This is a genomic window from Salmonella sp. NW38, assembly GCF_051807745.1.
Classification (GTDB): domain Bacteria; phylum Pseudomonadota; class Gammaproteobacteria; order Enterobacterales; family Enterobacteriaceae; genus Salmonella; species Salmonella enterica.
On record NZ_JAMMTO010000009.1, the window covers coordinates 136,158 to 159,590 of the forward strand.

The 23,433-nt window shown below is 52.5% G+C and carries 22 protein-coding genes and 1 pseudogene; 4 read left to right on the forward strand and 19 right to left on the reverse strand.

The window, feature by feature from the left end; translation table 11 throughout:
• The first annotated feature begins 122 nt into the window (after positions 1–122).
• On the forward strand, positions 123–1,994 hold the full coding sequence (gene mrdA, locus NA624_RS16430) for a penicillin-binding protein 2 (protein ID WP_000142857.1): 1,872 nt from the start codon (positions 123–125) through the stop codon (positions 1,992–1,994).
• A gap of 53 nt (positions 1,995–2,047) precedes the next feature.
• On the opposite strand, the gene bglB is transcribed toward mrdA, so the two are convergent.
• From bglB to flhD, 15 genes are all read right to left on the reverse strand, one after another.
• On the reverse strand, positions 2,048–3,187 hold the full coding sequence (gene bglB / locus NA624_RS16435) for a beta-galactosidase BglB (protein WP_000989913.1): 1,140 nt from the start codon (positions 3,185–3,187) through the stop codon (positions 2,048–2,050).
• 236 nt (positions 3,188–3,423) lie between these two features.
• Complete coding sequence (flhE, locus tag NA624_RS16440; RefSeq protein ID WP_001233619.1) at positions 3,424–3,816, reverse strand: flagellar protein FlhE; 393 nt, start codon at positions 3,814–3,816, stop codon at positions 3,424–3,426.
• Positions 3,816–5,894, reverse strand: a complete 2,079-nt coding sequence (gene flhA / locus NA624_RS16445; RefSeq protein ID WP_000002386.1) for a flagellar biosynthesis protein FlhA — start codon at positions 5,892–5,894, stop codon at positions 3,816–3,818. The genes flhE and flhA overlap by 1 nt, the downstream gene beginning before the upstream one ends.
• Positions 5,887–7,038: a flagellar biosynthesis protein FlhB gene (gene flhB, locus NA624_RS16450; protein ID WP_000797084.1), complete on the reverse strand. Its 1,152-nt coding sequence runs from the start codon at positions 7,036–7,038 to the stop codon at positions 5,887–5,889. Before flhB ends, flhA begins: the two co-directional genes overlap by 8 nt.
• Before the next feature lie 193 nt (positions 7,039–7,231).
• Complete coding sequence (gene cheZ, locus NA624_RS16455) at positions 7,232–7,876, reverse strand: protein phosphatase CheZ (RefSeq protein WP_000983586.1); 645 nt, start codon at positions 7,874–7,876, stop codon at positions 7,232–7,234.
• Positions 7,877–7,886: 10 nt separating this feature from the next.
• The gene (gene cheY, locus NA624_RS16460) at positions 7,887–8,276 is read right to left on the reverse strand and encodes a chemotaxis response regulator CheY (protein ID WP_000763861.1); all 390 of its coding nucleotides are present in this window, start codon (positions 8,274–8,276) and stop codon (positions 7,887–7,889) included.
• Positions 8,277–8,293: 17 nt separating this feature from the next.
• Positions 8,294–9,343 (reverse strand): protein-glutamate methylesterase/protein glutamine deamidase, encoded by a 1,050-nt coding sequence (gene cheB / locus NA624_RS16465; RefSeq protein WP_000036395.1) that lies wholly within the window; start codon positions 9,341–9,343, stop codon positions 8,294–8,296.
• Positions 9,340–10,206: a protein-glutamate O-methyltransferase CheR gene (cheR, locus tag NA624_RS16470; RefSeq protein WP_000204370.1), complete on the reverse strand. Its 867-nt coding sequence runs from the start codon at positions 10,204–10,206 to the stop codon at positions 9,340–9,342. Before cheR ends, cheB begins: the two co-directional genes overlap by 4 nt.
• A gap of 153 nt (positions 10,207–10,359) precedes the next feature.
• The gene (tar, locus tag NA624_RS16475; protein WP_000483279.1) at positions 10,360–12,021 is read right to left on the reverse strand and encodes a methyl-accepting chemotaxis protein II; all 1,662 of its coding nucleotides are present in this window, start codon (positions 12,019–12,021) and stop codon (positions 10,360–10,362) included.
• A gap of 236 nt (positions 12,022–12,257) precedes the next feature.
• Positions 12,258–12,761 (reverse strand): chemotaxis protein CheW, encoded by a 504-nt coding sequence (gene cheW / locus NA624_RS16480; protein ID WP_000147295.1) that lies wholly within the window; start codon positions 12,759–12,761, stop codon positions 12,258–12,260.
• 20 nt (positions 12,762–12,781) lie between these two features.
• Complete coding sequence (cheA, locus tag NA624_RS16485) at positions 12,782–14,797, reverse strand: chemotaxis protein CheA (RefSeq protein WP_000061311.1); 2,016 nt, start codon at positions 14,795–14,797, stop codon at positions 12,782–12,784.
• 4 nt (positions 14,798–14,801) lie between these two features.
• On the reverse strand, positions 14,802–15,731 hold the full coding sequence (gene motB, locus NA624_RS16490; protein ID WP_000795653.1) for a flagellar motor protein MotB: 930 nt from the start codon (positions 15,729–15,731) through the stop codon (positions 14,802–14,804).
• Complete coding sequence (gene motA, locus NA624_RS16495) at positions 15,728–16,615, reverse strand: flagellar motor stator protein MotA (protein WP_000906314.1); 888 nt, start codon at positions 16,613–16,615, stop codon at positions 15,728–15,730. The genes motB and motA overlap by 4 nt, the downstream gene beginning before the upstream one ends.
• A gap of 124 nt (positions 16,616–16,739) precedes the next feature.
• Positions 16,740–17,324, reverse strand: coding sequence for a flagellar transcriptional regulator FlhC (gene flhC / locus NA624_RS16500; RefSeq protein WP_000605987.1), 585 nt, complete (start codon positions 17,322–17,324; stop codon positions 16,740–16,742).
• Positions 17,321–17,662, reverse strand: coding sequence for a flagellar transcriptional regulator FlhD (flhD, locus tag NA624_RS16505; protein WP_001518146.1), 342 nt, complete (start codon positions 17,660–17,662; stop codon positions 17,321–17,323). The genes flhC and flhD overlap by 4 nt, the downstream gene beginning before the upstream one ends.
• Before the next feature lie 681 nt (positions 17,663–18,343).
• Here flhD and NA624_RS16510 point away from each other — a divergent pair.
• Positions 18,344–18,460 (forward strand): hypothetical protein, encoded by a 117-nt coding sequence (locus NA624_RS16510; RefSeq protein WP_001604673.1) that lies wholly within the window; start codon positions 18,344–18,346, stop codon positions 18,458–18,460.
• Positions 18,457–18,885: a universal stress protein UspC gene (gene uspC / locus NA624_RS16515; protein ID WP_000122606.1), complete on the forward strand. Its 429-nt coding sequence runs from the start codon at positions 18,457–18,459 to the stop codon at positions 18,883–18,885. The genes NA624_RS16510 and uspC overlap by 4 nt, the downstream gene beginning before the upstream one ends.
• 17 nt (positions 18,886–18,902) lie before the next feature.
• Here uspC and otsA read toward each other — a convergent pair whose 3' ends face one another.
• The 4 genes and pseudogenes from otsA to NA624_RS16535 all read right to left on the reverse strand — a co-directional run bounded on the left by otsA (position 18,903) and on the right by NA624_RS16535 (position 22,291).
• Positions 18,903–20,324: an alpha,alpha-trehalose-phosphate synthase gene (gene otsA / locus NA624_RS16520; protein ID WP_000089042.1), complete on the reverse strand. Its 1,422-nt coding sequence runs from the start codon at positions 20,322–20,324 to the stop codon at positions 18,903–18,905.
• Positions 20,299–21,102 (reverse strand): trehalose-phosphatase, encoded by an 804-nt coding sequence (gene otsB, locus NA624_RS16525; RefSeq protein ID WP_000830105.1) that lies wholly within the window; start codon positions 21,100–21,102, stop codon positions 20,299–20,301. Before otsB ends, otsA begins: the two co-directional genes overlap by 26 nt.
• A 222-nt stretch (positions 21,103–21,324) precedes the next feature.
• Positions 21,325–21,505 (reverse strand): annotated as a pseudogene (gene araH / locus NA624_RS16530) (L-arabinose ABC transporter permease AraH); the annotation flags it as partial.
• A gap of 228 nt (positions 21,506–21,733) precedes the next feature.
• Positions 21,734–22,291 (reverse strand): DJ-1/PfpI family protein, encoded by a 558-nt coding sequence (locus tag NA624_RS16535; RefSeq protein ID WP_000754798.1) that lies wholly within the window; start codon positions 22,289–22,291, stop codon positions 21,734–21,736.
• 557 nt (positions 22,292–22,848) lie between these two features.
• Between NA624_RS16535 and NA624_RS16540 the strand changes: the two genes are divergently transcribed.
• Positions 22,849–23,352, forward strand: coding sequence for a non-heme ferritin-like protein (locus tag NA624_RS16540; RefSeq protein WP_000741707.1), 504 nt, complete (start codon positions 22,849–22,851; stop codon positions 23,350–23,352).
• Positions 23,353–23,433: the final 81 nt, after the last annotated feature.

Genomic DNA, 23,433 nt, shown 5'->3' on the forward strand with positions numbered 1-23,433 from the left:
GCGGTATATCTGTAACAAATCACAAGGAATGACACATTTCTATAGAGAGATGGAACATCTTTTACCTGTGCTGGCGCTGACCGCCCCGTATCATTAGGCGGCGGATTGTTCAGGTACAGGTAATGACTTTTAAAGACTTTGATGCGGAAGAGAAACTCTTCCTGAGACGTGTGATTGTGGCGTTTGGTGTAGTGGTTGTCTGCTTTGGTATCCTGATCTTTAACCTCTATAACTTGCAAATCCGCCAGCACCACTACTACACAACCCGTTCGAATGAGAACGATATCAAGATGCTACCCGTCGCGCCCACGCGCGGCATCATTTACGATCGCAACGGCATTCCGCTGGTGCGTAACGTAACCTGGTATGATATCGCGGTTACGCCCTATAAAATTGCCGATATGGATGCGCTGCTAAAACAGCTCACCCCTATTGTTGATCTCTCCCCCGACGATATCGCCGACTTTCGCCATGCGCTAAAATCCAGTAGCCGCTATCGTCCGGTGGTGCTCAAAAACGCGCTAACGGATGTTGAAATCGCACGCTTTGCGGTCAATCAGTTTCATTTCAACGGCGTCACGATCAATAGCTATCAGGATCGGCAGTATCCTTACGGCGCGGAGCTGGCGCATGTTCTCGGTTACGTGTCAAAGATAAACGATAACGACCTTAAAGCGCTGGATAAAAAAGGGCTGGCAGAGAATTACGCGGCGGACCATAACATCGGTAAACAGGGGATTGAGCGTTACTACGAAAACGATCTTCATGGCAAAACTGGTTATCAGGAGGTCGAGGTGGATAATCACGGGCGTATTGTCCGCCTGCTGAAAGACGTTCCTCCCATCGCGGGTAAGAATATTCACCTGACGCTGGATCTCCATTTACAAGAGTACATTGAAAGTTTGCTGGCCGGGCAGCGTGCTGCCGTACTGGTTGAAGATCCGCACGATGGTTCAGTGCTGGCGATGGTATCTATGCCCAGCTACGACCCGAACCCCTTTGTAAAAGGCATTAGCTATCAGGATTACGGCAAACTGCTGCACGATAAAAATCTGCCGCTGATCAACCGCGTGACGCAAGGGCTTTATCCCCCGGCGTCAACGGTTAAACCCTATATGGCGATGTCCGCGCTGTTATGCGGGATTATTACGCCGCAAACCACCTTCTTTGGCGCGCCAACCTGGACGCTTCCCGGCACGCAGCGGCATTACCGGGACTGGAAAAAAACCGGACACGGTATGCTGGATGTCACTAAAGCGATTGAGGAATCTGCGGATACCTTTTTCTATCAGGTTGCTTATATGATGGGTATTGACCGTATCGACACGATGTTGTCTCAGTTCGGCTATGGCAAACCGACGGGGATCGACCTTAATGAAGAGTATGACGGGCTGCTTCCCAGCCGCGCATGGAAACAGCGGGTCCATAAAAAAGCCTGGTATCAGGGCGATACCATCTCTGTCGGCATCGGCCAGGGCTACTGGATTGCCACCCCCATCCAGATGGTAAAAGCGATGGTGGCGCTCATCAACAACGGTAAGGTGATTGCCCCTCACCTGTTACTCAATGAAGAGAGCGGCAAAACGGTGGTTCCGTATCGCCCTTCAGGAACACCGGCACAGATAGCCGATCCGGCGTCGCCATACTGGGGACTAGTGCGTCAGGCGATGTACGGCATGGCGAATGCACCCAACGGAACGGGCTATAAGTTCTTTCACACCGCGCCCTACGGCATTGCGGCCAAAAGCGGCACGTCGCAGGTGTTTAGCCTGAAAGAAAATCAGACCTACAATGCGAAAATGATCCCCATTCGCCTGCGCGATCATGTGTTTTATACCGCTTTTGCACCGTATAAAAACCCTAAGGTCGCTATTGCCTTGATTCTGGAAAACGGCGGAAGCGACGGCGTTACCGCCGCGCCCATCATGCGAAAAATCCTTGACCACCTGTTTGATCCACAGGCTGATACCACACAGTCGGGTCAGGCGCCATAGTCAAATAAGCAAAGCGCCATCAGACAAGGATACGCCCGGAATATCTGCATACATCAGAAATAGTTACGCAGATATTCCGTCAAACACAGCATTGCCATCGCCTGCCCGTAAGGCATAGAGGTCAACGGAATGTGACGGTAAAAATCGAGATCGTGGCCCATGCCAGTGCCAAATGACGTTTGCAGCAGTTCGCCTTCCGGCGAGATATGTTTCACTATCCCCCGAATAGCTTGTTCCGCCACCTGCGCATAGTGCCGTTCGACATAGCGTTTGCGCACCGCTTTAAGAATACCGTAGGCAAAACCCGCCGTCGCCGACGCCTCAAGATAAGAGTGCGGATCGTCAAGCAGCGTATGCCACAAACCGCTTTCATCCTGACATTTCGCCAGCGCGGCGATCTGCGCATTCAGTACCTGGATCAGGTAACGGCGCACGGCATTATTTTCCGGCAAGTCCAGCAGTTCAAGAAAATCCGGGATCACAATGGTCAGCCAACTGTTGCCGCGCGCCCAGCGAGCGTTAGCGAAGTTATGATGACCGTCATAGCTCCAGCCGTGGAACCACAGCCCCGTCTCTTTATCCATCAAATTCTGCACGTGTAGCAGGAACTGATAGGTTGCCTCTTCCACATATTCCGGCCGGTTCAGCAGCTTACCGATTTTCGCCAGCGGCAGCACCGTCATCATTAGCGTGTCGTCCCACATCTGCTGATGATTTTCCTCCGCCAGCGTGATGTGCTGCATTCCACCGTGATCGGTTCGGGGCATTTCATTCATCGCCCATTCGGCCCACGTTTCCAGCCACGGTAAATACGCTGGATTACGCGTCTCTTCATAGCGATACGCCAGCGTTAAAAATGGCGCCATCGTATTAACGTTTTTCGTCGTCGCGCCTTCCGCAAAACGATCGGCAAACCAGTCATCAATGATCTTACGCATCGTCTGGTCGCCGGTCTGTTGGTAATAGTGATACATTCCGTACAGGCCCACGCCGTGCGTCCACTCCCATCCGGCCCAGCCTTTAGTATCGATCACGCGTCCGTCGTCCAGTCGCAATAAAAATTCGCCTGTCTCATCTTTAATATTGACCAGGTTATGCGTCACCTTTTGCACCAGGGCTTTTAGTTCATCTCTGGCGATAAAATGCTCAGGCTGACGCAATTGCGGACTGTGTTTGACTGGATAAACCATCATTTGCTTAACCTCTGTGTAATGTCGAATTCAGTGCTGCGTGCAGTTTTACCGCCGACGCAGTCGATTCGCTACAGTAAAAGCTAAGCTGGGCGAAAACCTTTTTGTTTCTGCCATTGCCAGAGCGTAAATGGCAAAAACGCAAAGAGTCCGGCAATCTACCTCACCATTTTATAAAACGGCGTTTCTATTTATTCAAAAAGAGAGTCAGGTCTGCTACCTGGCAAAGAAAGGGGCGGTTAGCGGTAGTTCACAATCACCTGATTGCTCCGCACTTTTAACGCCGGGATAAGTCGGCCGCCGCCGGGGACTTCCCAGACAAAGCGGAGCGGCTCGACTGCGGGAACATGAGCAAAACCGTGGGTCGTGCCACTCTGACCATCAAGTTCTACGCAACGGGACTGGGAACATAAACGTACCCGTAAGCCCGCGGGGGTCGGGCCATTCAGTTCATAACGCCAGGCGACCAACGTCATCACACCGGAAACCGGCTGACGCGCCGACAATGGCGAAGACGATGCGGAAACGCCCCGGTAATTTAAGGTTACGCCCATACCGCTATCCTGCCACGCGCCTTCGCCTGCGGCCTGAACCGTCAGGGGAAAGAGCAACAACGCCAGCCATTTACGCATTATTTTCCTCCAATGGTCGCCGTCATGCGGATATGACGGTTATCGGAAAGCTCAAGGTTCGACAACACCACCAGCTGCGGTAAACTGCGCCGCAAAAAGCGGGACAATAATGGACGTAGCGCATGGTTAACCAGCAATACCGGCGGCGCGCCAAGCATTTCCTGGCGAGAAAGCGCCTCTTGCGTCTGCGCCAGCAGGCGATCCGCCAACCCCGGCTCAAGTCCACCGCCGCCCTGCAATGCCTGAAGCAGCAAACGCTCCAGCGCGGTATCCAGGCCAATCACCTGCACTTCTTCATTACCGGGGAACCACTGTTGCGTAATCGCTCGTCCTAATGCCACACGTACCACGGCGGTTAATTCATGCGGATCGCTTTGTAACGGCGCATGTTCCGCCAGCGTTTCCAGAATGGTGCGCATATCGCGAATCGGGACTTTTTCCGCCAGTAAGTTTTGCAGGACTTTATGTAAAGTCGTGAGGGTCACGACGCCGGGGACCAGATCTTCCGTGAGTTTAGGCATCTCCTGAGAGACACGATCCAACAGTTGCTGCGCTTCCTGGCGGCCAAACAGTTCGGCGGAGAATTGGCCAATCAAGTGGTTAAGGTGCGTCGCCACAACGGTACTGGCTTCAACAACGGTAAAGCCCTGAATTTGCGCCTGCTCTTTCAGGGCGCTTTCAATCCAGATGGCATCAAGGCCAAAAGCTGGATCGACGGTTTTCTCACCCGGTAGCGTTCCCGCCGCCGTGCCGGGGTTAATAGCCAGCCAGCGTCCCGGATAGGCGTCCCCGCTGCCAATCTCTACCCCTTTCATCAAAATACGGTAGCGCGCAGGCTGTAAATCCATATTGTCGCGAATATGGACAACCGGCGGCAGGAACCCCATATCCTGAGCGAATTTTTTACGAATACTGCGAATACGTCCGAGCAATTCGCCATCCTGTTGAAAATCCACCATCGGGATCAGGCGGTAGCCCACTTCCATCCCCAGTGAATCCTCAAGCTGTACGTCATTCCAGGTGGCTTCGACCACCGAGTTATTTTCCGGCATTTTTACCGGCTGCGGCTCCTCCGGCGCTTTTTCTTCACGCCCGCGCAGCCACCATGCCAGGCCGAGCAAAGCGGCGGTAAAGAGTAAAAATACCAGGTTAGGCATTCCTGGCACCATGCCAAGCAGCCCCAGCACCGCCGCCGCCAGCAGCATCACCCTTGGATTACTGAACAGTTGGCCAACCATCTGCTCGCCTACATCCTGATCGGTACTGACGCGGGTCACAATGACGCCCGCCGCCGTGGAGATAACCAGCGCCGGGATCTGGGCGACCAGGCCGTCGCCAATGGTCAGCAGGGTGTAGCTTTCCGCCGCGCTGCCTATGCTCATTCCGTGCTGCAATACGCCGACCAGCAGCCCGCCTACCACGTTAATGACCATGATGAGAATACCGGCGATGGCGTCGCCGCGCACAAATTTACTTGCCCCGTCCATCGAGCCGTAGAAATCGGCTTCCTGAGTGACTTCCGAACGCCGTTTTTTGGCCTCGTCTTCACCAATCAGACCGGCATTAAGATCGGCGTCAATCGCCATTTGCTTGCCGGGCATACCGTCCAGCACAAAGCGCGCGCCGACTTCGGCAATACGTCCGGCGCCTTTGGTGATGACCATGAAGTTGATAATGACGAGGATGATAAAAACCACAATCCCGATCGCGAAGTTACCGCCGACCAGGAAATGACCAAACGCCTCCACCACCTTTCCCGCCGCCGCCGCGCCGGTATGCCCTTCCATCAAAATAATGCGCGTTGAGGCTACGTTAAGCGCCAGACGCAGTAGCGTGGTAAACAGCAGAATGGTCGGAAACGCGGCAAAATCCAGAGTACGCTGGGTAAACATCGCCACCAGCAGCACCATAATCGATAGCGCAATATTAAAGGTAAACAATAAGTCGAGGATAAAAGCAGGTAGCGGCAGCACCATCATCGACAAAATCAGCAGAATGAGGATCGGCCCGGCAAGAATTTGCCATTGCGTCGATTTCAGGTTGCTGGGCAGGCGCAGCATCGCGACCAGATTAGCCATCAGTATTCTTCTCGTTCATAAAATCCAGCGCTTCTGGCACCGGAAGGTTCTCAGGTTGTGGAGGACGTTGCCCGCCCGCAAGCCGCCAGCGTTTAAGCTGCCAGACCCAGGCCAACACTTCCGCAACGGCAGCATATAACTGTCCGGGAATTTGCTGACCGATTTCGGCGTGGCGATATAATGCCCGCGCCAGCGGCGGCGCTTCTAAAGTGGGAACCCGATGTTCAGCGCCGATCTCGCGAATGCGCAGCGCTATTAATCCAGCCCCCTTCGCGACCACTTTCGGCGCGCTCATTTTGTTTTCGTCATACTGCAGCGCCACGGAATAGTGCGTCGGGTTAGTGACAATGACGTCCGCTTTCGGCACATCTTCCATCATGCGGCGCTGCGCGGCGGCGCGTTGCATCTGGCGAATTTTGCCCTTAACATGCGGATCGCCTTCGCTCTCTTTAAATTCGTCGCGAATGTCCTGTCGCGACATGCGTAATTTTTTCAGGTGGCTAAAGATCTGGAAAAACACGTCAAATCCCACCATCGGAATCACGCCCAGTACCACCAGTAACGCGCAGAGTCCAACCAGATCCAGCGCATTCCCCATTGCGACGATCGGCGACTCCGCCATCAAGCGCATCATTTGCGGCCAGTTATGCCAGAGATAAAAGCCGGTAACGCAGCCGACCAGCGTGGATTTCAACACCGCTTTTAGCAGTTCCGCGCCAGTCTGCGCCGAAAACATGCGCTTAATTCCCGGCAACGGGTTTAATTTAGAAAATTTTGGCTGTAGCGACTTACCGCTAAAAATCAGGCCGCCAAGCATGACCGGCGAGATAAGCGCCACCAGCACCACGCCCGCGATGAGCGGTAGCAGTGCCATCATCGCCGCTTTAATCAGCAAAATTATCTGTCCCAGGATCAGGTTAGGATCGTTCACCATACGGTGATCGAAGTGCAGGCCTGCTGAGAGCATTCCCGCCAGTTGCCGCGCTAACGACTCGCCGCCGAACCAAATAATACAAACGCCCACCAGCAATATCAGCAGTGAGGTCAGTTCTCTGGAACGGGGGATCTGCCCTTCTTCCCGCGCTTTTTCAAGTCGGTGGGGTGTGGGGGCTTCTGTTTTGTCGTCGTCGCTCTCTTCTGCCACGCAGCAAACCCTGGATAGATTGATAAGCGAGAATGATGCCAGAACCGCTTTACGCCAATGGGCAGAGTAAGCGGTAAAAAAGGCGGGGTTTATGGCGTTAATAGAGATAGCCGGATACGATAAGAAAGTCTCGTATCCGGCCTGGTTGACGGATTCGGACCCGATAAGCGCAGCGCCATCAGGTCAAAAAAGCTTAAAAGCCAAGACTGTCCAGCAGGTCGTCCACCTGATCCTGACTGGCGACAACGCCAGCTTTCGAGGTATCCACCTGCGGGCCGTTGAGTAAGCTTTCGTTCTCGCGTTTTGGTCGCGCGCTCTGTTCCGGGATGTTTTCCAGCAGCACCATTAACAACTGGCGCTCAATCTCCTGAATCACGTCCATCATGCGTTTGATCACCTGACCCGTCAGATCCTGGAAATCCTGCGCCATCATGATGTCCAGCAGTTGCGCGTTAGTAAAGCTGGTATGGCCCGGGACATCCCTGAGAAACTGGCGCGTATCCGTCACCAGTTCACGGGCGTCGGAAAGCTCGATCGGATTGTCAAACCACTCGTCCCAACGTTGGGTTAGCGCTTTCGCCTCTTTTTCCATCGCATCCTGATGCGGCTGCGAAGCTTCGACACTGTTTAGCGCGCGTTCCGCCGCCTGCGCCGTCATCTGGACGACGTAATCCAGACGGTCGCGCGCATCAGGGATCGCCTCCGCCGCTTCGGCAATCGCCTGGTCCAGTCCCAGTTCACGCAGGCTGTCGCGCAGCATTCGGGTCAGACTACCGATGCGCGCAATGATGTCTCCTGCTGAGCCTTCATCAGCAGGCTTGATAGATGGTTGCATCATCATCGCATCCTCACATGCCCAGTTTCTCAAAGATTTTGTTGAGCTTCTCTTCCAGAGTCGCTGCGGTGAACGGTTTTACGACATAACCGCTGGCGCCAGCCTGTGCGGCGGCGATAATATTCTCTTTCTTGGCTTCCGCCGTGACCATCAACACGGGTAACGCCGACATGGCGCTATCGGCGCGAATGGTTTTCAGCAGCTCCAGGCCATCCATATTCGGCATGTTCCAGTCGGAGATAATAAAACCAAAGCCGCCCGCCTGGAGCTTGTTCAGCGCATCGACGCCGTCTTCGGCCTCTTCCACATTGTTAAATCCAAGCTCTTTTAAGAGGTTGCGCACGATACGACGCATGGTCGAAAAGTCATCCACAACCAAAAATTTAAGCTCTTTATCCGCCATAAAATACTACTCCTGGTTCAAATACGTATCGCCTGTCCGGCACTGATTTTCGCCAGCATCTGCTGGCTTACCTGGCTAAGATCGACCACTTCGCTTACGCCACCCATATTGATGGCCTCGCGCGGCATGCCGAACACCACACAACTTGCTTCGTTTTGCGCAATGGTCCAGGCGCCAGCCTGGTACATCGCTAACATTCCAGCGGCGCCATCGTTGCCCATCCCCGTAAGAATGACGCCTACGGCGTTGCGCCCCGCGTGTTTCGCCACCGAATGAAACAGCACATCCACGGAAGGCCGATGCCGGTTTACCGGCGGGCCATCATGAATTTTGATTTGATAATTCGCCCCGCTACGCGCCAGCTCCATATGCTTGTCGCCGGGCGCAATGTAGGCATGACCTGGCAATACGCGTTCGCCGTCCTCGGCCTCCTTCACGCTGATTTGACAGAGTTTATTCAGGCGCTCGGCAAACGAGCGGGTAAAGCCAGGCGGCATATGCTGCGTAATAATCACTGCCGGACTGGAAAGCGGCAGCGGTTGCAGCACATGTCGGATAGCTTCAGTACCGCCCGTTGAAGCGCCGATAGCAATCAGTTTCTCCGAACTGAGGAGCGGACCGGCTTTTAAGGTTGCCGGGGCCGCCACCGGTTTATGTGCGGCGATGCGGGCCCGCGCGGCGGTACGCACTTTTTCGGCGATCATCTCGCTATACGCCAGCATACCTTCACGAATGCCAAGCTGCGGTTTAGTGACAAAATCGATGGCCCCCAACTCCAGCGCCCGTAGCGTCACTTCGGAACCTTTACCGGTCAGCGAAGAGACCATCACCACCGGCATCGGTCGCAGGCGCATCAGTTTTTCCAGAAAATCGAGGCCGTCCATACGCGGCATCTCAACGTCCAGGGTCAATACGTCCGGATTAAATTTTTTGATGAGATCCCTGGCGACCAACGGGTCCGGCGCAGTCGCCACCATCTCCATGTCGCTATGGCTATTAATAATTTCAGTCATGATTTGGCGCATTAGCGCGGAATCATCAACTGACAATACCCTGATTTTACTCATGCTTTATCCTTACTTAGCGCATACACCGTCTGTCCGCGCAGGCTAAACTCGCGCACGAGGTTGCTAAAGTTTTCTGAGTGACCGGCAAACAACAGTCCGTCAGGTTTAAGGAGTGGAACAAAACGGCGCAGAATGTCCTCCTGAGTCGTTTTATCAAAATAGATCATGACGTTACGGCAAAAAATCGCGTCAAAGGGACCAGGTACGTTGTACTGCTTTTCCAACAAATTAACGGAGGAAAATTCAACATAATTGGCCAGTTCCTGACGCACGCGCACCAGTCCTTCATGCGGCCCCGTACCGCGCATGAAGTAACGTTGTAGCTGCTGCGGCGATAACGTTTTCAGTTCGCTGAGGCGATAAATACCGCTTCTCGCTTTTTCCAGCACTTCAGTATCAATATCGCTGGCAAATACTTTCCAGCGACCGGGGGCCATCCCCAACGCATCCGCCAGCGTAATGGCGATACTGTAAGGTTCTTCTCCTGTCGATGCCGCCGCACTCCAGACGCGGTACTCGCCGTGGCGGCGACGCGCATGTTCCGCAAGGATGGGAAAATGGTGCGCCTCGCGAAAAAAAGCGGTCAGGTTGGTAGTCAGAGCGTTGATAAAAGCCTGCCACTCAGCGCTGTTTTGGTTAGCCTCCAGCATACTGAGATAACGGCCAAAATCATCCAGCCCCAGGGTACGCAGCCGACGGACCAGGCGGTTATAAACCATATCCCGCTTATGGTCGGCCAGCACGATCCCTGCGCGCTGGTAGATTAATTGACATATCCGACGAAAATGCGCGTCGGACAGCGCGAGGCGCTGTGTCATCTGTAACAATACTGACGTTTGCCCGGAGGGCAGAGATGATGTCATAGCGCCTTCTTAATCACATTCAAAATACAACGGGCGCGCCCTGCGGCAGCGCCATGCTTCCCGTATTACACATTTTTTGCTTTTATCTATGCGAACCAGACGAAAGGGATCGGCGGGTTCGCAAATTAATCGAGAACCGACAGCACACGTCGATCAGAAGGTTTCCCAGTTCGCATCATCCCCGGCGGCTAAGGGCCGCGGCGTATTGCCGGACTGAGCGTCCACTGACAAACGCATCTCAGGTTTATTTACCGCCAGCGGTCGCGATGCCAGGCGGAAAGCCGATACCGCCTGGGTCAGACGGCTGGCCTGCTCTTCCAGCGCGGCGGCGGCCGCTGCGGATTCCTGAACCAGCGAGGCGTTCTGTTGCGTTACGCGATCCATTTCGGAAACGGCCAAAGCGACCTGATCGATACCCCGGCTTTGCTCATCCGAGGCGGAGGCGATTTCGCCCATGATATCCGTGACGCGTGTAACGGCATTGACGATGTCAGTCATGGTTTCCCCGGCGCTCTCCACCAGCACAGAACCGGTATCGACACGCGAGACGGAATCTTCAATCAACGCTTTTATTTCTTTCGCCGCCTGGGCGCTGCGGCTGGCCAGATTACGCACCTCGCCTGCCACGACCGCAAAACCGCGCCCCTGCTCTCCCGCGCGCGCCGCTTCTACCGCCGCGTTCAGCGCCAGAATGTTAGTCTGGAAGGCAATACCGTCGATAACGCTGATAATGTCAGCGATTTTTTTCGAACTGTCGGCAATTTCGTGCATAGTGTTTACCACGCCGTCGACCACTTTGCCGCCATGACGCGCGGTCTCGGAGGCGCTTTGCGCCAGTTGCGAAGCCTGACGGGCGTTATCGGCGTTTTGCTTCACGGTGGCCGTCAGTTGTTCCATGCTGGCAGCCGTCTCCTCCAGAGCGGAGGCCTGCTGTTCGGTACGGGAAGAGAGGTCGGTATTACCGGCGGCAATTTCACTGGTGCCGGAATAAATCGCATCCGAACCTTCACGAACCTGCGTCACGGTGTCAATCAGCGAGCGTTGCATATGTTCAACCGTTCCCGCCAGTTCGCCAATTTCATTACGTCCTGAGACGGTGAGCGTTTTCGTCAGATCGCCGCTGGCAATTTCACGGATATGAGTAATCACTCGCGCTAATGGGTTAAGCAGGGCATGACGAATGCCGAACCAAACCACCATCAAAATCAGCACCAGCACGACCGCAAGAACCCCCAGTTGCCATTGCGCAAAACGGTAGTCATGAGCGCTTTGATCAAATGTCTGGCGGTACAGGTTTTCGCTCACCCGGGCGTAATTGCCCAGCGCCTCGCCCAACGCGTTTTGCATTCCCTGGGTTGGCTGGGCGAAGTAGGCATCCATATTGCCATTGTCCAGAAACTGAATAAGTTCGGTTAATGCGGCCTGATAGCGCTGATATTTTTCATCGACGTTCGCGCTGGCCTCCGCCATCGCTGGCAATGGCGTCATGTTTTTGAAATTGGCGTAGTGCGCCGCCGCCTGTGCGAGGGTCGTTTTTGCATTCTGGAGTAAATCCGTTTTGGCGCTGCTCTGCTGGTTAGAAGCGTCCATCATCATGCGTGCGGCGGAGCGGCTCAGGTTAATGCGCGTTTGCAGCATTAAGTCCCATGTCGACGTGAGTTCGCTTTGTTGCTGGCGTAATTCGTTAGAAATAACAAAACCTTGCTGGTTATGCTGTAATGAAGAAAACAGCAAACCACCGGAAACAAGCTGTAGCAGTGCGAAAACCCCCAGCACCATCATCAGCATTGTGACAACGCGGATACGGTTAAACATAAGGCACCTTCCTGATAACGAGTTATCAACGTTATCGGCACCTGCGGTGATAACTTTACTTTTGCAAAAAGGAAATACGCTGTTCCGGAAGACGATATTGACAATAACAGTGTCGCAGCGGCGATGCCGGCGCAAAATGCAGGGGCTGGGCGCGGGCGATGAAGAGGCACTCTCACCGCTGGCGGAAGCATAACGGTGAATATTGCCGGATGGCGCGACGCCATCCGGCAACGTTATTACGCGACGTGTGATGCTGCGATATCCAGCAGCGCCATCTCTTCGCTGTTAAGCAGTTTTTCGATATTCACCAGAATCAGCATACGCTCGCCGAGCGCGCCCAATCCCGTCAAATATTCTGTTGACAAGGTCACGGCAAATTCTGGCGCCGGACGGATTTGTTCCGCCGTTAACGACAGTACGTCAGACACGCCGTCTACCACTATCCCGACGACGCGTTGCCCCAGATTCAGTACGATCACTACCGTATTGTCATCATACTCAACGTCGCCTTCACAGAATTTCACGCGCAGATCGACAATGGGTACAATCACGCCGCGCAGGTTAGTCACCCCTTTTATAAAGGCCGGTGTATTGGCGATACGCGTCACCTGGTCATAGCCACGGATCTCCTGCACTTTCAGGATATCGATGCCGTACTCTTCATTTCCCAGTGTAAACACCAGGAATTCCTGACCTGACGGCTCGCCGGCCAGTTTGCTTACATTACTCATACCGGTCATATTATTCCCTTCTCACTCAATCAGGCGGCTGTGATCGCCATACGTTGTTCGCGGTTTAAACCCTGCAATGCGGAAACATCAACAATCAGCGCGACGCTGCCGTCGCCCAGGATCGTCGCGGCGGAAATCCCCGGTACCTTGCGATAATTGCTTTCCAGATTTTTGACCACCACCTGGTGCTGACCGATGAGCTGATCGACCAGCAGCGCGTAACGGCGTCCCGCGCTTTGCAGGATCACAACAATGCCCTGCGTGGCTTCGGTTTTCGCCCCGTCCACGTCAAACACTTTCCACAATTCGACCAGCGGCAAATACTCGCCGCGAACTTCCAGAACCCGTTCGCCGCCCGCCAGCGGATGAAGATCCTCTTCACGCGGTTGCAGCGACTCCATCACCGCATTCAACGGCAGGATAAAAACTTCCCCCGCCACGCGAACCGACATCCCATCGAGGATGGCCAGCGTCAGCGGCAGCAGAATACGAATCGTGGTGCCGGAGCCTTGTTTTGACTGGATCTCAACGTGACCGCCCATCTCTTGAATGTTACGTTTCACCACATCCATGCCAACGCCGCGACCGGAGACATCCGTGACCTGTTCCGCAGTTGAGAATCCCGGCGCGAAGATCAACATGCCTACTTCATCGTCGGTCATGTTTTCATTCACCGCCATCCCCTGCGACATGGCCTTCGCCAGGATACGCTCACGGTTAAGCCCCGCGCCGTCATCGGTCACTTCAATACAAATATTCCCGCCCTGATGTTCCGCGGAAAGAATCAGATTGCCGACAACATTTTTCCCCGCCTCAAGGCGTTTTTCCGGCATTTCAATCCCGTGGTCGAGACTGTTGCGCACCAGGTGCGTCAGCGGGTCGATAATGCGTTCGATCAGGCTTTTATCAAGTTCAGTGGAGCTCCCCACCAGCGTCAACTCTACCTGCTTGCCCAGTTTACCCGCTAAATCGCGTACCAGACGCGGGAAACGGCTGAAGACGTACTCCATAGGCATCATGCGAATCGACATCACCGACTCTTGTAAGTCGCGGGCGTTACGTTGTAACTGACCCATACTGGTAATGAGATCGCCGTGGTTTACCGGGTCCAGCTCGTTAGAACGCTGGGCCAACATTGACTGGGTAATCACTAACTCGCCGACCAGGTTTATAAGCTGATCCACTTTCTCTACCGCCACGCGAATGCTGGTGGACTCGCGTTCACGCGCAGGTTTTTCACGCCCCGCATGATGTTCATGCGCCGCGCTTTTGGCGGCTGGCGCAACGACTGCCGGAGGCGCTACCGGCGTTACCTCGGTTTTCTCTTGCGCTTTTTCAACCGGCGCGGCGACCACTTTTTCAAAAGCGATCTGATCGGCCTCGATGACAAAACAGAGCACCGCGACAATGTCATCTTCCGCGACGCTGCCATCCAGAGTTGCCGACAGTGAATCCGTTCCCTTAACGACATCCGTCAGAGTAGCCAGATTGCCCAACTCTTCTTCAAGCAGATCGACCTCATTGGCTTTCAACCGTGAAAGTACAATGCGCAGTTTACTCTCGTCACGAGGCGATTCGGTTTCGGCTACGCTCTCTTCCTGGATCGCCGCGCTTAGTGCCGCGGTTTCTACGACCGCCGGCGTGGTTTCGCCTTTCGCCTCCAGCGCCAACTGGCGTAGCGCATTGCAGATATATTCGAAGCTTGCGGCATCCGGCTCTTCGGAGTTTTTATAGGCGTCGAGCTGTTCCTGCATAATATCTTTCGTTTCCAAAAACAGGTTGATAATGTCGGTATTGAGCTGCATTTCACCGCGTCGGGCTTCATCCAGCAGGTTTTCCATTAAATGTGTGGTTTCCTGCAGAATAGTGAAGCCGAATGTGCCCGCGCCGCCTTTAATGGAGTGCGCCGCGCGAAAAATGGCGTTCAGTTGTTCAGCGTCCGGGGATTCCGGCACCAAATCCAGCAGATGCTGCTCCATATCAGCCAACAGCTCGTCAGCTTCATCAAAAAATGTCTGATAAAAATCGCTAATATCCATGCTCACGCTATCACCTCGGTTCCGCTTTTGGCGATGTGGGTACGCTTGCCGGCGGGGCTGCCGCAGGCTGTTGTAATACACTTACCGGCTCATTCTGGCTTTCAGCGTTTTCATGCAAAATGGCCTGCTCCGCCTGTTTGTTTAACACCAGCAGACTTATACGGCGGTTGATGGCGTCATCAGGACCGCGATCGCTCAGCCGCATCGTGGCGGCCATGCCAACCACCCGTAATACTTTTCCGTTATCCAGCCCGCCAGCGACCAGTTCGCGACGCGAGGCATTGGCGCGATCGGCGGATAACTCCCAGTTGCTATAGCCTTTTTCGCCGTTCGCGTAGGGAAAGTCATCGGTATGGCCGGCCAGGCTAATGCGATTAGGTATACCGTTTAACACTGGCGCAATCGCACGCAGGATATCGCGCATATACGGCTCAACTTCGGCGCTGCCGGTTTTAAACATCGGGCGGTTCTGGCTGTCGATAATCTGGATGCGCAACCCCTCCTGAACTAAATCAATTTTCAGATGCGGACGTAACGCGCGCAGTTTGGGATCGGATTCGATCAGCTGATCCAGATCGCCGCGCAGTTTGTTTAAGCGACTCTGCTCCATCCGTTTTTTCAGCTCGTCGATATTCGGCTGCTTTTCCACTTCACCCTGCTGTTGGGTGTAATCATCGCCGCCGCCTGGTATCGGGCTCTCACTATTGGCAATCCGGTTCCCCCCCGTTACCGCGGTGGCCAACGGCGTACGAAAATATTCGGCAATCTGAATTAATTCTTTAGGGCTGGAGATGGAAATCAGCCACATCACCAGAAAAAAAGCCATCATCGCCGTCATAAAATCGGCGTAGGCAATTTTCCAGGAACCGTGCGCCCCGCCGCCGTGCGGTTTGTGCCTGCGGCGTTTTACGACGACAATGGGATGAGCCTGATTTTTCATGCTTCCTCAGTCGTCTGCTGCTGGTTTGGGTTTCTCACTGCGCGAACGTGTTCTTCCAACTCAATAAACGATGGACGCTCACTGGAATAAAGCGTTTTACGACCAAATTCCACGGCAATCGGCGGCGCATAGCCGTTCAGATTAGACAGCAGTGTAATTTTTACGCACTGCATCATCTTGGTGGTTTCGGCGCTCTTCTGGCGCAAAACGGTCGCTAACGGTGAAATGAATCCATAAGCCAGTAAAATACCGAGGAACGTACCTACCATGGCATGGGCAATCAGCGCCCCCAACTCCGCTGCCGGACGATCGGCTGAAGCCAGAGCGTGAACCACCCCCATTACCGCCGCGACGATACCAAAGGCAGGCAGCGAATCCCCCACCATCGCCAGACTGTTGGCCGGGACTTCCGCCTCGCTTTCATGGGTTTCAATCTCTTCATCCATCAACGCTTCAATTTCGAACGGATTCATGTTGCCGCTGATGATCAGGCGCAGATAATCGACAATAAAATCAAGCATTACCGTATCGGCCAGAATACGCGGATAACTGGCGAAGATTTCACTCTCTTTCGGATTTTCAATATCGCGTTCAAGGGAGAACATCCCCTGCTGCCGTGATTTGGCCATCAGGCGATAGAGCAACGCCAGCAAATCCATGTACATAGATTTCGTGTATTTCGAACGACGAAATAACAACGGGATCGCTTTCATCGTGCCTTTGATGGCCTTCCCGTTGTTGCCGACAATGAACGCCCCTATCCCCGCGCCGCCAATGATGACCAGTTCAGCAGGTTGATAGAGTGCCCCAAGGTGTCCGCCGGTCATGACATAACCGCCGAAAACTGTACCGATAACCACCAGGTAACCTAATAAGATAAGCACGACATCATCCTTCCGCTGTTGACTATGACAGGATGCGCAGTCGGGCGATTAACGCGAAGGCAAGGCAAAAAAAAGCAGCGGTAATGACTTACCGCTGCTGGAGTGTTTGTCCACACCGTTTCGGTTAAACAGCCTGTTCGATCTGTTCATCCAGCAGTTGTGGAATAATATCGGCAGCATCTCGGGAAAGTTTACGTCTTTTTACTGCGCGGGATGGCGGCTGGCATAAACTACACGCAAAGCTGCCCACGGGCTGATGCGCATGGGTAATAAAGTTCCCACCGCAGCAGTTACAACTCGACAATTCAAGCAACCCACTTTCAACAAAACGCACCAGCGTCCATGCGCGAGTCAGCGCCAACAACGGCCCTTCAGGCGGTTGCGGACACTGCTCAAGATAAAGCCGATAAGCTTTAATCACCGCATCCACACCGCTGCATAAGCCGGTCTTCAGTAAAAATTGCCAGGCGTTGCAGAACATGGAGGCATGAATATTTTGCTCCCAGGTCATAAACCAGTCTGTCGAAAATGGCAGCATCCCTTTAGGCGGCGGGCTACCGCGTAATTCTTTGTACAGCCTGATGAGGCGACCACGGCTGAGCTGTGTTTCGCTTTCCAGCATTTGTAGACGAGCGCCAAGATTAATCAACTCCATCGCCAACTGGATATCGCGAGCTTCCTGAACAATGCTTTTTTCACTCATTATCATGCCCTTTTCTTACGCGCCGTATCGTCCACTTCATTGAGCAGACGCGTTGAAAGCATGATACCTGTGTGAATCTGCTGTAAATCATCGACGCGCGAATCCTGAGTCAAACGGGTGATCGTCTGATGATCGTCAAACCGGAAATGACAAACTAACTGGTTCGTCTCCGCCAGTTTGACCATCTGCGGCAAGGTCAACGCGCCCAGTGTGTTTGCCATCTCTTCGTTGATACCGAGGCGGAACATCGCAGATGCTTTGTCCTGGACGATCAAACGCTGTGCAAGGAGTAAATATGACAAATTGATGTCATAAATGTGTTTTAGCAACTCGGATGTATGCATTGTTCCCATCCAGAATAACCAACTTATTTTTGTGCGACGTAGCCGCACCCCGTGATGTCGCCGGGAAGGCCCGGTAAAAGAAGCAAAAAGGTCAAATGCATAGCAGCGCTCAGACATTGTGGACATTGTGACGTATAACGCAGCTTCCCACTGAGATTCGCCTTACACGTTTACATCAATTTTTACAAATGCCTAAGATTTTTCCTAATTCGACGCAACTCTACTCGTCAGCTTCGTGACATACAACGGAGCGGGACGGCGATTTTAGAAAATATGTGATGTAGATCACATAATTTAACAGAATACTTACTATAAAACCATCAGCATGGCTTTTACTTTGTTTAATTAATAACCTAATGTTCACTTTTTCTATTCCACACTGCTGAATAGGGGTACGTCAACACCAAATTCTTTTTTGTTTCTCTCTGTTAAAATAACGCCAGGATAATAGATAACAGGCTATTATTTCTATTTTAGAAACGATTCTATTTTACCTTTAGTAAACAGTGGCTTAAATATTAAACGTTATTAATTAATCTCGTCACAGCATACGCCCTCCTCTGTTAAAAATAAGCTCATTTGATTTAACTTTTAGCTTTCCTTGTTCACCCGTTTAAATAAAGCATCCTAGTGGTGTGTAAAAAGTGTCTTATGCCACGATTCTTTACATAAGAATAATTAATGATTAATTATGATGTCCTTCACATTAATGTGGCATTAGCGCATTGCAGAAATGCGCTAAACAGAGTAAAGCTAAAGCACAATCTCATATTCTTGCAATCAAGGAGCGAGTTATGAGCTACACCCATATTCTTGTCGCCGTTGCCGTCACCCCGGAAAGTCACCAGCTACTGGCTAAAGCGGTCTCTATCGCCCGCCCTGTTCAGGCGAAAGTAAGCCTGATTACTCTCGCTTCCGATCCCGAACTGTATAACCAGTTCGCCGCGCCCATGATGGAGGATTTACGCGCGGTTATGCATGAGGAGACCGAGAATTTTCTTAAGATGCTGGGGGAAAAGGCGGATTATCCGATTGAACAAACTTTCATCGCATCAGGTGAGTTAAGCCAGCACATTTTAGCTGTGTGCCGCAAACACCATGTTGATCTGGTCATTTGCGGCAACCATAACCACAGTTTCTTTTCGCGCGCGTCCTGCTCGGCAAAAAGTGTCGTCAGCGCCAGCCAGGTAGATGTGTTGCTGGTGCCGTTAGCGGGCGACTAGTCGCCGCTCGCAATATTTCAGGCCAGCTTAGGGAACGTCGCCACGTTGTTCTGCTGCTGACGCTCAGGGCTACGCGGCGTGACCTCCTTTAGGTCATGAATAAAACGCTCCTGCCAGCGGTTAATGTCATTTTTAACGATCACGTCCAGCATTTCCGCATGGCGCGAAATACGCTCGGCAAGGGGCATCGTTAACGCACGATTGAGCGCCGCCGCCACGTCATCCCGATCGTAAGGATTGACGATTAACGCCGACGTCAGTTCATTCGCCGCGCCGGCAAACTGTGACAGTACCAATACGCCAGGATTAGCGGGGTCCTGCGCGGCGACAAACTCTTTCGCCACCAGGTTCATCCCGTCACGCAACGGGGTGACGAGCCCGACGTCTGAATAACGGAATATCTTCATTAACAGTTTACGGTCAAAATGCTGATTCAGATAATAGAGCGGCGTCCAGCCCAATTGTCCATATTTCCCATTAATCCGGCCTGCTTCCGTCTCAAGCTGGTGGCGAATATCCTGATATGCCTGTACTTCGCCGCGTGACGTAGGCGCAATTTGGGTATAACGAATTTTTCCCCGATGCTGCGGGTAGTTTTCCAGTAGCGCTTCATACGCCAGAAAGCGTTCCGGCAGCCCTTTCGAATAATCCAGCCGCTCAACGGAAAAAATATTCTTCACATTTTTCAGTTCCGCCTTGAGCTGCGCCAGTTTAGGCGGCAACGGCCCGGCTGCCTGCAGAGCAATCTCATCGGGCTCAATACCGATAGGATACACTTCTGTCTGGAAGTCTTTACCCCACGCGATATGCTGCTTGCCGCTGCGAGTCGTGACTCGCGTTTGACTCGAAAGGCTATCCAGAAAAGCCAGGCGATCATTTTCGGTCTGGAACCCGAGCAGATCAAAGTCACACAACTGCTCCAGCAGTTCATCATGCGGCGGTAAAGCGTTAAAAATCTCCGGGGTCGGGAATGGAATATGCAGGAAAAAACCAATTCGGTTGTTCACGCCGCGTTTACGCAGCTCGCTGGCGAACGGTAACAGGTGGTAGTCATGCACCCAAATGATGTCGTTCTCTTTAATGAGGGGCAATAACTTATCCGCTAATAACGCATTCACCCGCATATAGCCTTCCCATGCAGGACGCTGAAACTGTACCAGGTCCAGACGATAATGGAACGCAGGCCAGAGAACCGCATTGGAAAATTGACAGTAATAATCTTCGTAATCTTGTTCACTCAGGTTAAACGATGCCCAGGTAATATTACCTTTTGTCACCTTTTTTAATGGCTCATCCTCGTTACCTGTCTCGCCACTCCAGCCGAACCACAACCCGCCAGCCGCTTTTAGCGCGCCAAGCACGCCAACGGCGAGGCCGCCGGCGCCGCCTTTATTATCCGGGGGGGCAATTCGATTAGATACTACGACTAAACGACTCATAGCCATCTCTCCTGTTATTCATTACTTGTTGTTCTTGTTGTGGATAATTGATTTGCTCCAGCCAGCGCCAGACATCGGGTACGCTTTCCAGCCGCCATGCCGCCTGGGTTGCCCCGACGCCCACTTTTACGGAAATTCCGCCAGCGTGATTCACCACGCCAAAGCCAGTCTCATCGGTCAAATCGTCGCCCACAAAAACGGGAATCCGTCCCGCAAAGGGCGCCTCCTGCATAAAGGCGGCAATCGCTTCGCCTTTATTGGTTCCCTTAGGTTTGATTTCCACAACACATTTACCAGGCTGCAACGCCAGTTGCGGCCAGTGCTGCGTAACGTGTTGCGCAAGCGCCAATAGCGCCGCTTCATGTTCCGGAGCATGACGGTAGTGCAGCGCAAACGCCATCCCCTTCGTCTCCAGCTCCGTTCCGGGCAGCGCTACAAGCGTCGAACGTAATAACGCCTCCACCTCACGGACTACCGCTTCAGGAAGGCGCACGATATGGGTTTTACCATTGATGTCACGACGCTCTGCCCCGTGAACGCCAGCGAGCGGAAAGCGAAAAGGCTTCGCCAAAGCATCCAGCTCAATCATTGAACGCCCTGAAATCAATGCCAGTGCCCCTGCGTTGTGCGCCGCGAGACGGTCTAACAACTGAAGGATTTTATGCGGTACCACTACCTGATCGGGATGAGGCTTTATCTCTGCCAATGTGCCATCAAGGTCAAAAAAATACGCATAGTTCGCAGTGAGTTCGGGGGATACGGTTAACGGTTCTGCCACCCTTGTCTCCTCCTTATCATCATATTGAGACTCACAAACGGTCTCATTAGTCATGTAAGTATAGACAGTGTGACGCTGCTCGCCATTTAGAAAGACCATCGCCAGCCGGGGTAGCGGCTGGCGATGACGTGAAGCTATACTGTTTAGTTGAGTGTTAATTCATCAAATCGTACGCTTCGCTTTTTGCTTATAATGGTCGAAGATAACTGCTGCCAGAAGGATTCAGCCGCGAACCACGTATTGTGCAAAAGGTGAAATTTTGAACAGGTTCATCGCGTTCTCCACCGTTCCTGATATCAGTACGCTCGCCACCACATATGAGACTTTTCCGAGGCCGCCTTTCAGGAATCTCCCCTAAGACACACGCAGAAATAACGATTAACTCATAACCCAGGGAAGTCATTGACCAGCTTTAGCGTTTTTTATGTAGGGTAAAGTCAAACGATTCTTGTTAGAGAAGACGTAAAACGGTGCACTATCTTTCATTCATTAGATAAATGCTGATGGCAGGAATAGTTTTAGCGAAAAATGACATAACCCAGAGCGAATTCATCAGCCAAAAGGCAGGAAAGCCAGCACATTAATCCATAACATCAGCCAGCTAATCCTTACGGCCCTGGGTGAATAACGATTACCAGGAATAATAGATATGTTCAGCCTGTTCGCGAACCGGCACATCGTCTCCCAGCAGTCTGGCGGAAAGGGTTAGCGCGAAATCAAAGACATGCCCCAAGCCTTTGCCGCTAATTAAATTACCATCTTCAACAACGGGCGCATCCACATAGACACCTTCCGGAGCCGCTTTCCACAGGTCGCCGGAACAGACATAACGACGCCCCTTCAGCAATCCGTGAGCACCCAGCACCCTTGCCGCCGCGGAACAGATAGGACAAATTAATTTGCCTGCCGCATCATGACGCGCAACGAAAGCGATCACCGCCGGATTAGCCGCCAGATTAGCGCTCCCCTGCGGACCGCCCGGCAGCACTACCGCATCGAAAAGCGCCTGCTGGCGTTCACTCAGCGTGCTGTCCGCAACCATAGGAATATCATGGTAACTCACCACCGCCCGTGATTCAGCACACGCCAGCGTTTCGACGTCGATATGCAAACGTCGCAGAATATCAAGAGTAACAATGGCCTCTGCTTCTTCAAATCCTGGTGCCAACAGCACCGCGACCTTTTTCATTGACTGCTCCTTGTTAACGAGTCACCCATCAAAACTGCGCTCAACCGAATAACGTGCTCGTATGATTAATGACATTAAAAATGATCTACCGCAAAATCGGCTAGTTTATAAAAACAGGCATATTTGCTCTCAACCGTTTATGCGTGTGATATCCAGACTGGCTAATGTTTATTTTATTGAAATTACCATACTTGAAAGGCTCACCCCATGATCTGAAACAATGTTTCATAAATTATAAATCTATATAATATCATTTAACTTTCAAACAGTTGCAACTACTCCACACCAAAAATCATTACACCTGAAAAAATCACACCGCTGAAAATGTAAAAAAAGATAAACAATTGCATTTAAGGATTTTCTTATTTTTATTGACGCGCTATTCTCATTACCGATCGATAAACAGGAAATGAGATCGCATAAGGGACTGGCGGAACGGAGTTCTTCTGCTAAGAGTATTTATTGTGCATAGATGATAGATGTAAGAAAGTGACAACGGCCCGTTGCATTCTCGTCTGTCATGCACATCAACACTTTCTGGAAATAAGGATATTGTTATGGCAGCTGTAGGAATGGTTCAAAAGCTCAACACGCCAATGAACCTTGAGTTTTACGCATCAAATCTTTACCTCCATCTAAGCGAATGGTGTTCTGAACACAGTTTAACAGGCACCGCCACCTTTCTTCGTACCCAGGCGCAAGGCAACGTGACGCAAATGATGCGCATGTTTAATTTTATGAAAAACGCCGGCGCCACCCCTATCGTTAAAGCCATTGACGTTCCGGGTGAAGAGCTCTGCTCTCTGGAAGAATTGTTCCAGAAAACACTGGAGGATTATCAGCAACGCGCCAGCACGCTGTCGCGTCTGGCAGATGAAGCGAAAGCGCTGAATGATGCCTCAACGCTCGATTTTCTCCATACCCTGGAAAAAGAGCAGCAGCAGGATGGCGTACTTTTACAAACTATTCTCGAAGAAGTTCGCAGCGCTAAACGAGCAGGGTTATGCCTGGCGCAAACCGATCAGCATCTCCTTAACGTTGTGACCTATCAGCATCACTGATAGCGGCACACCGAGCGACAATATTGAGACGTTATTAGCCGGATAGCAACGCGAAGCAGCTTATCCGGCCTACACCGTTTC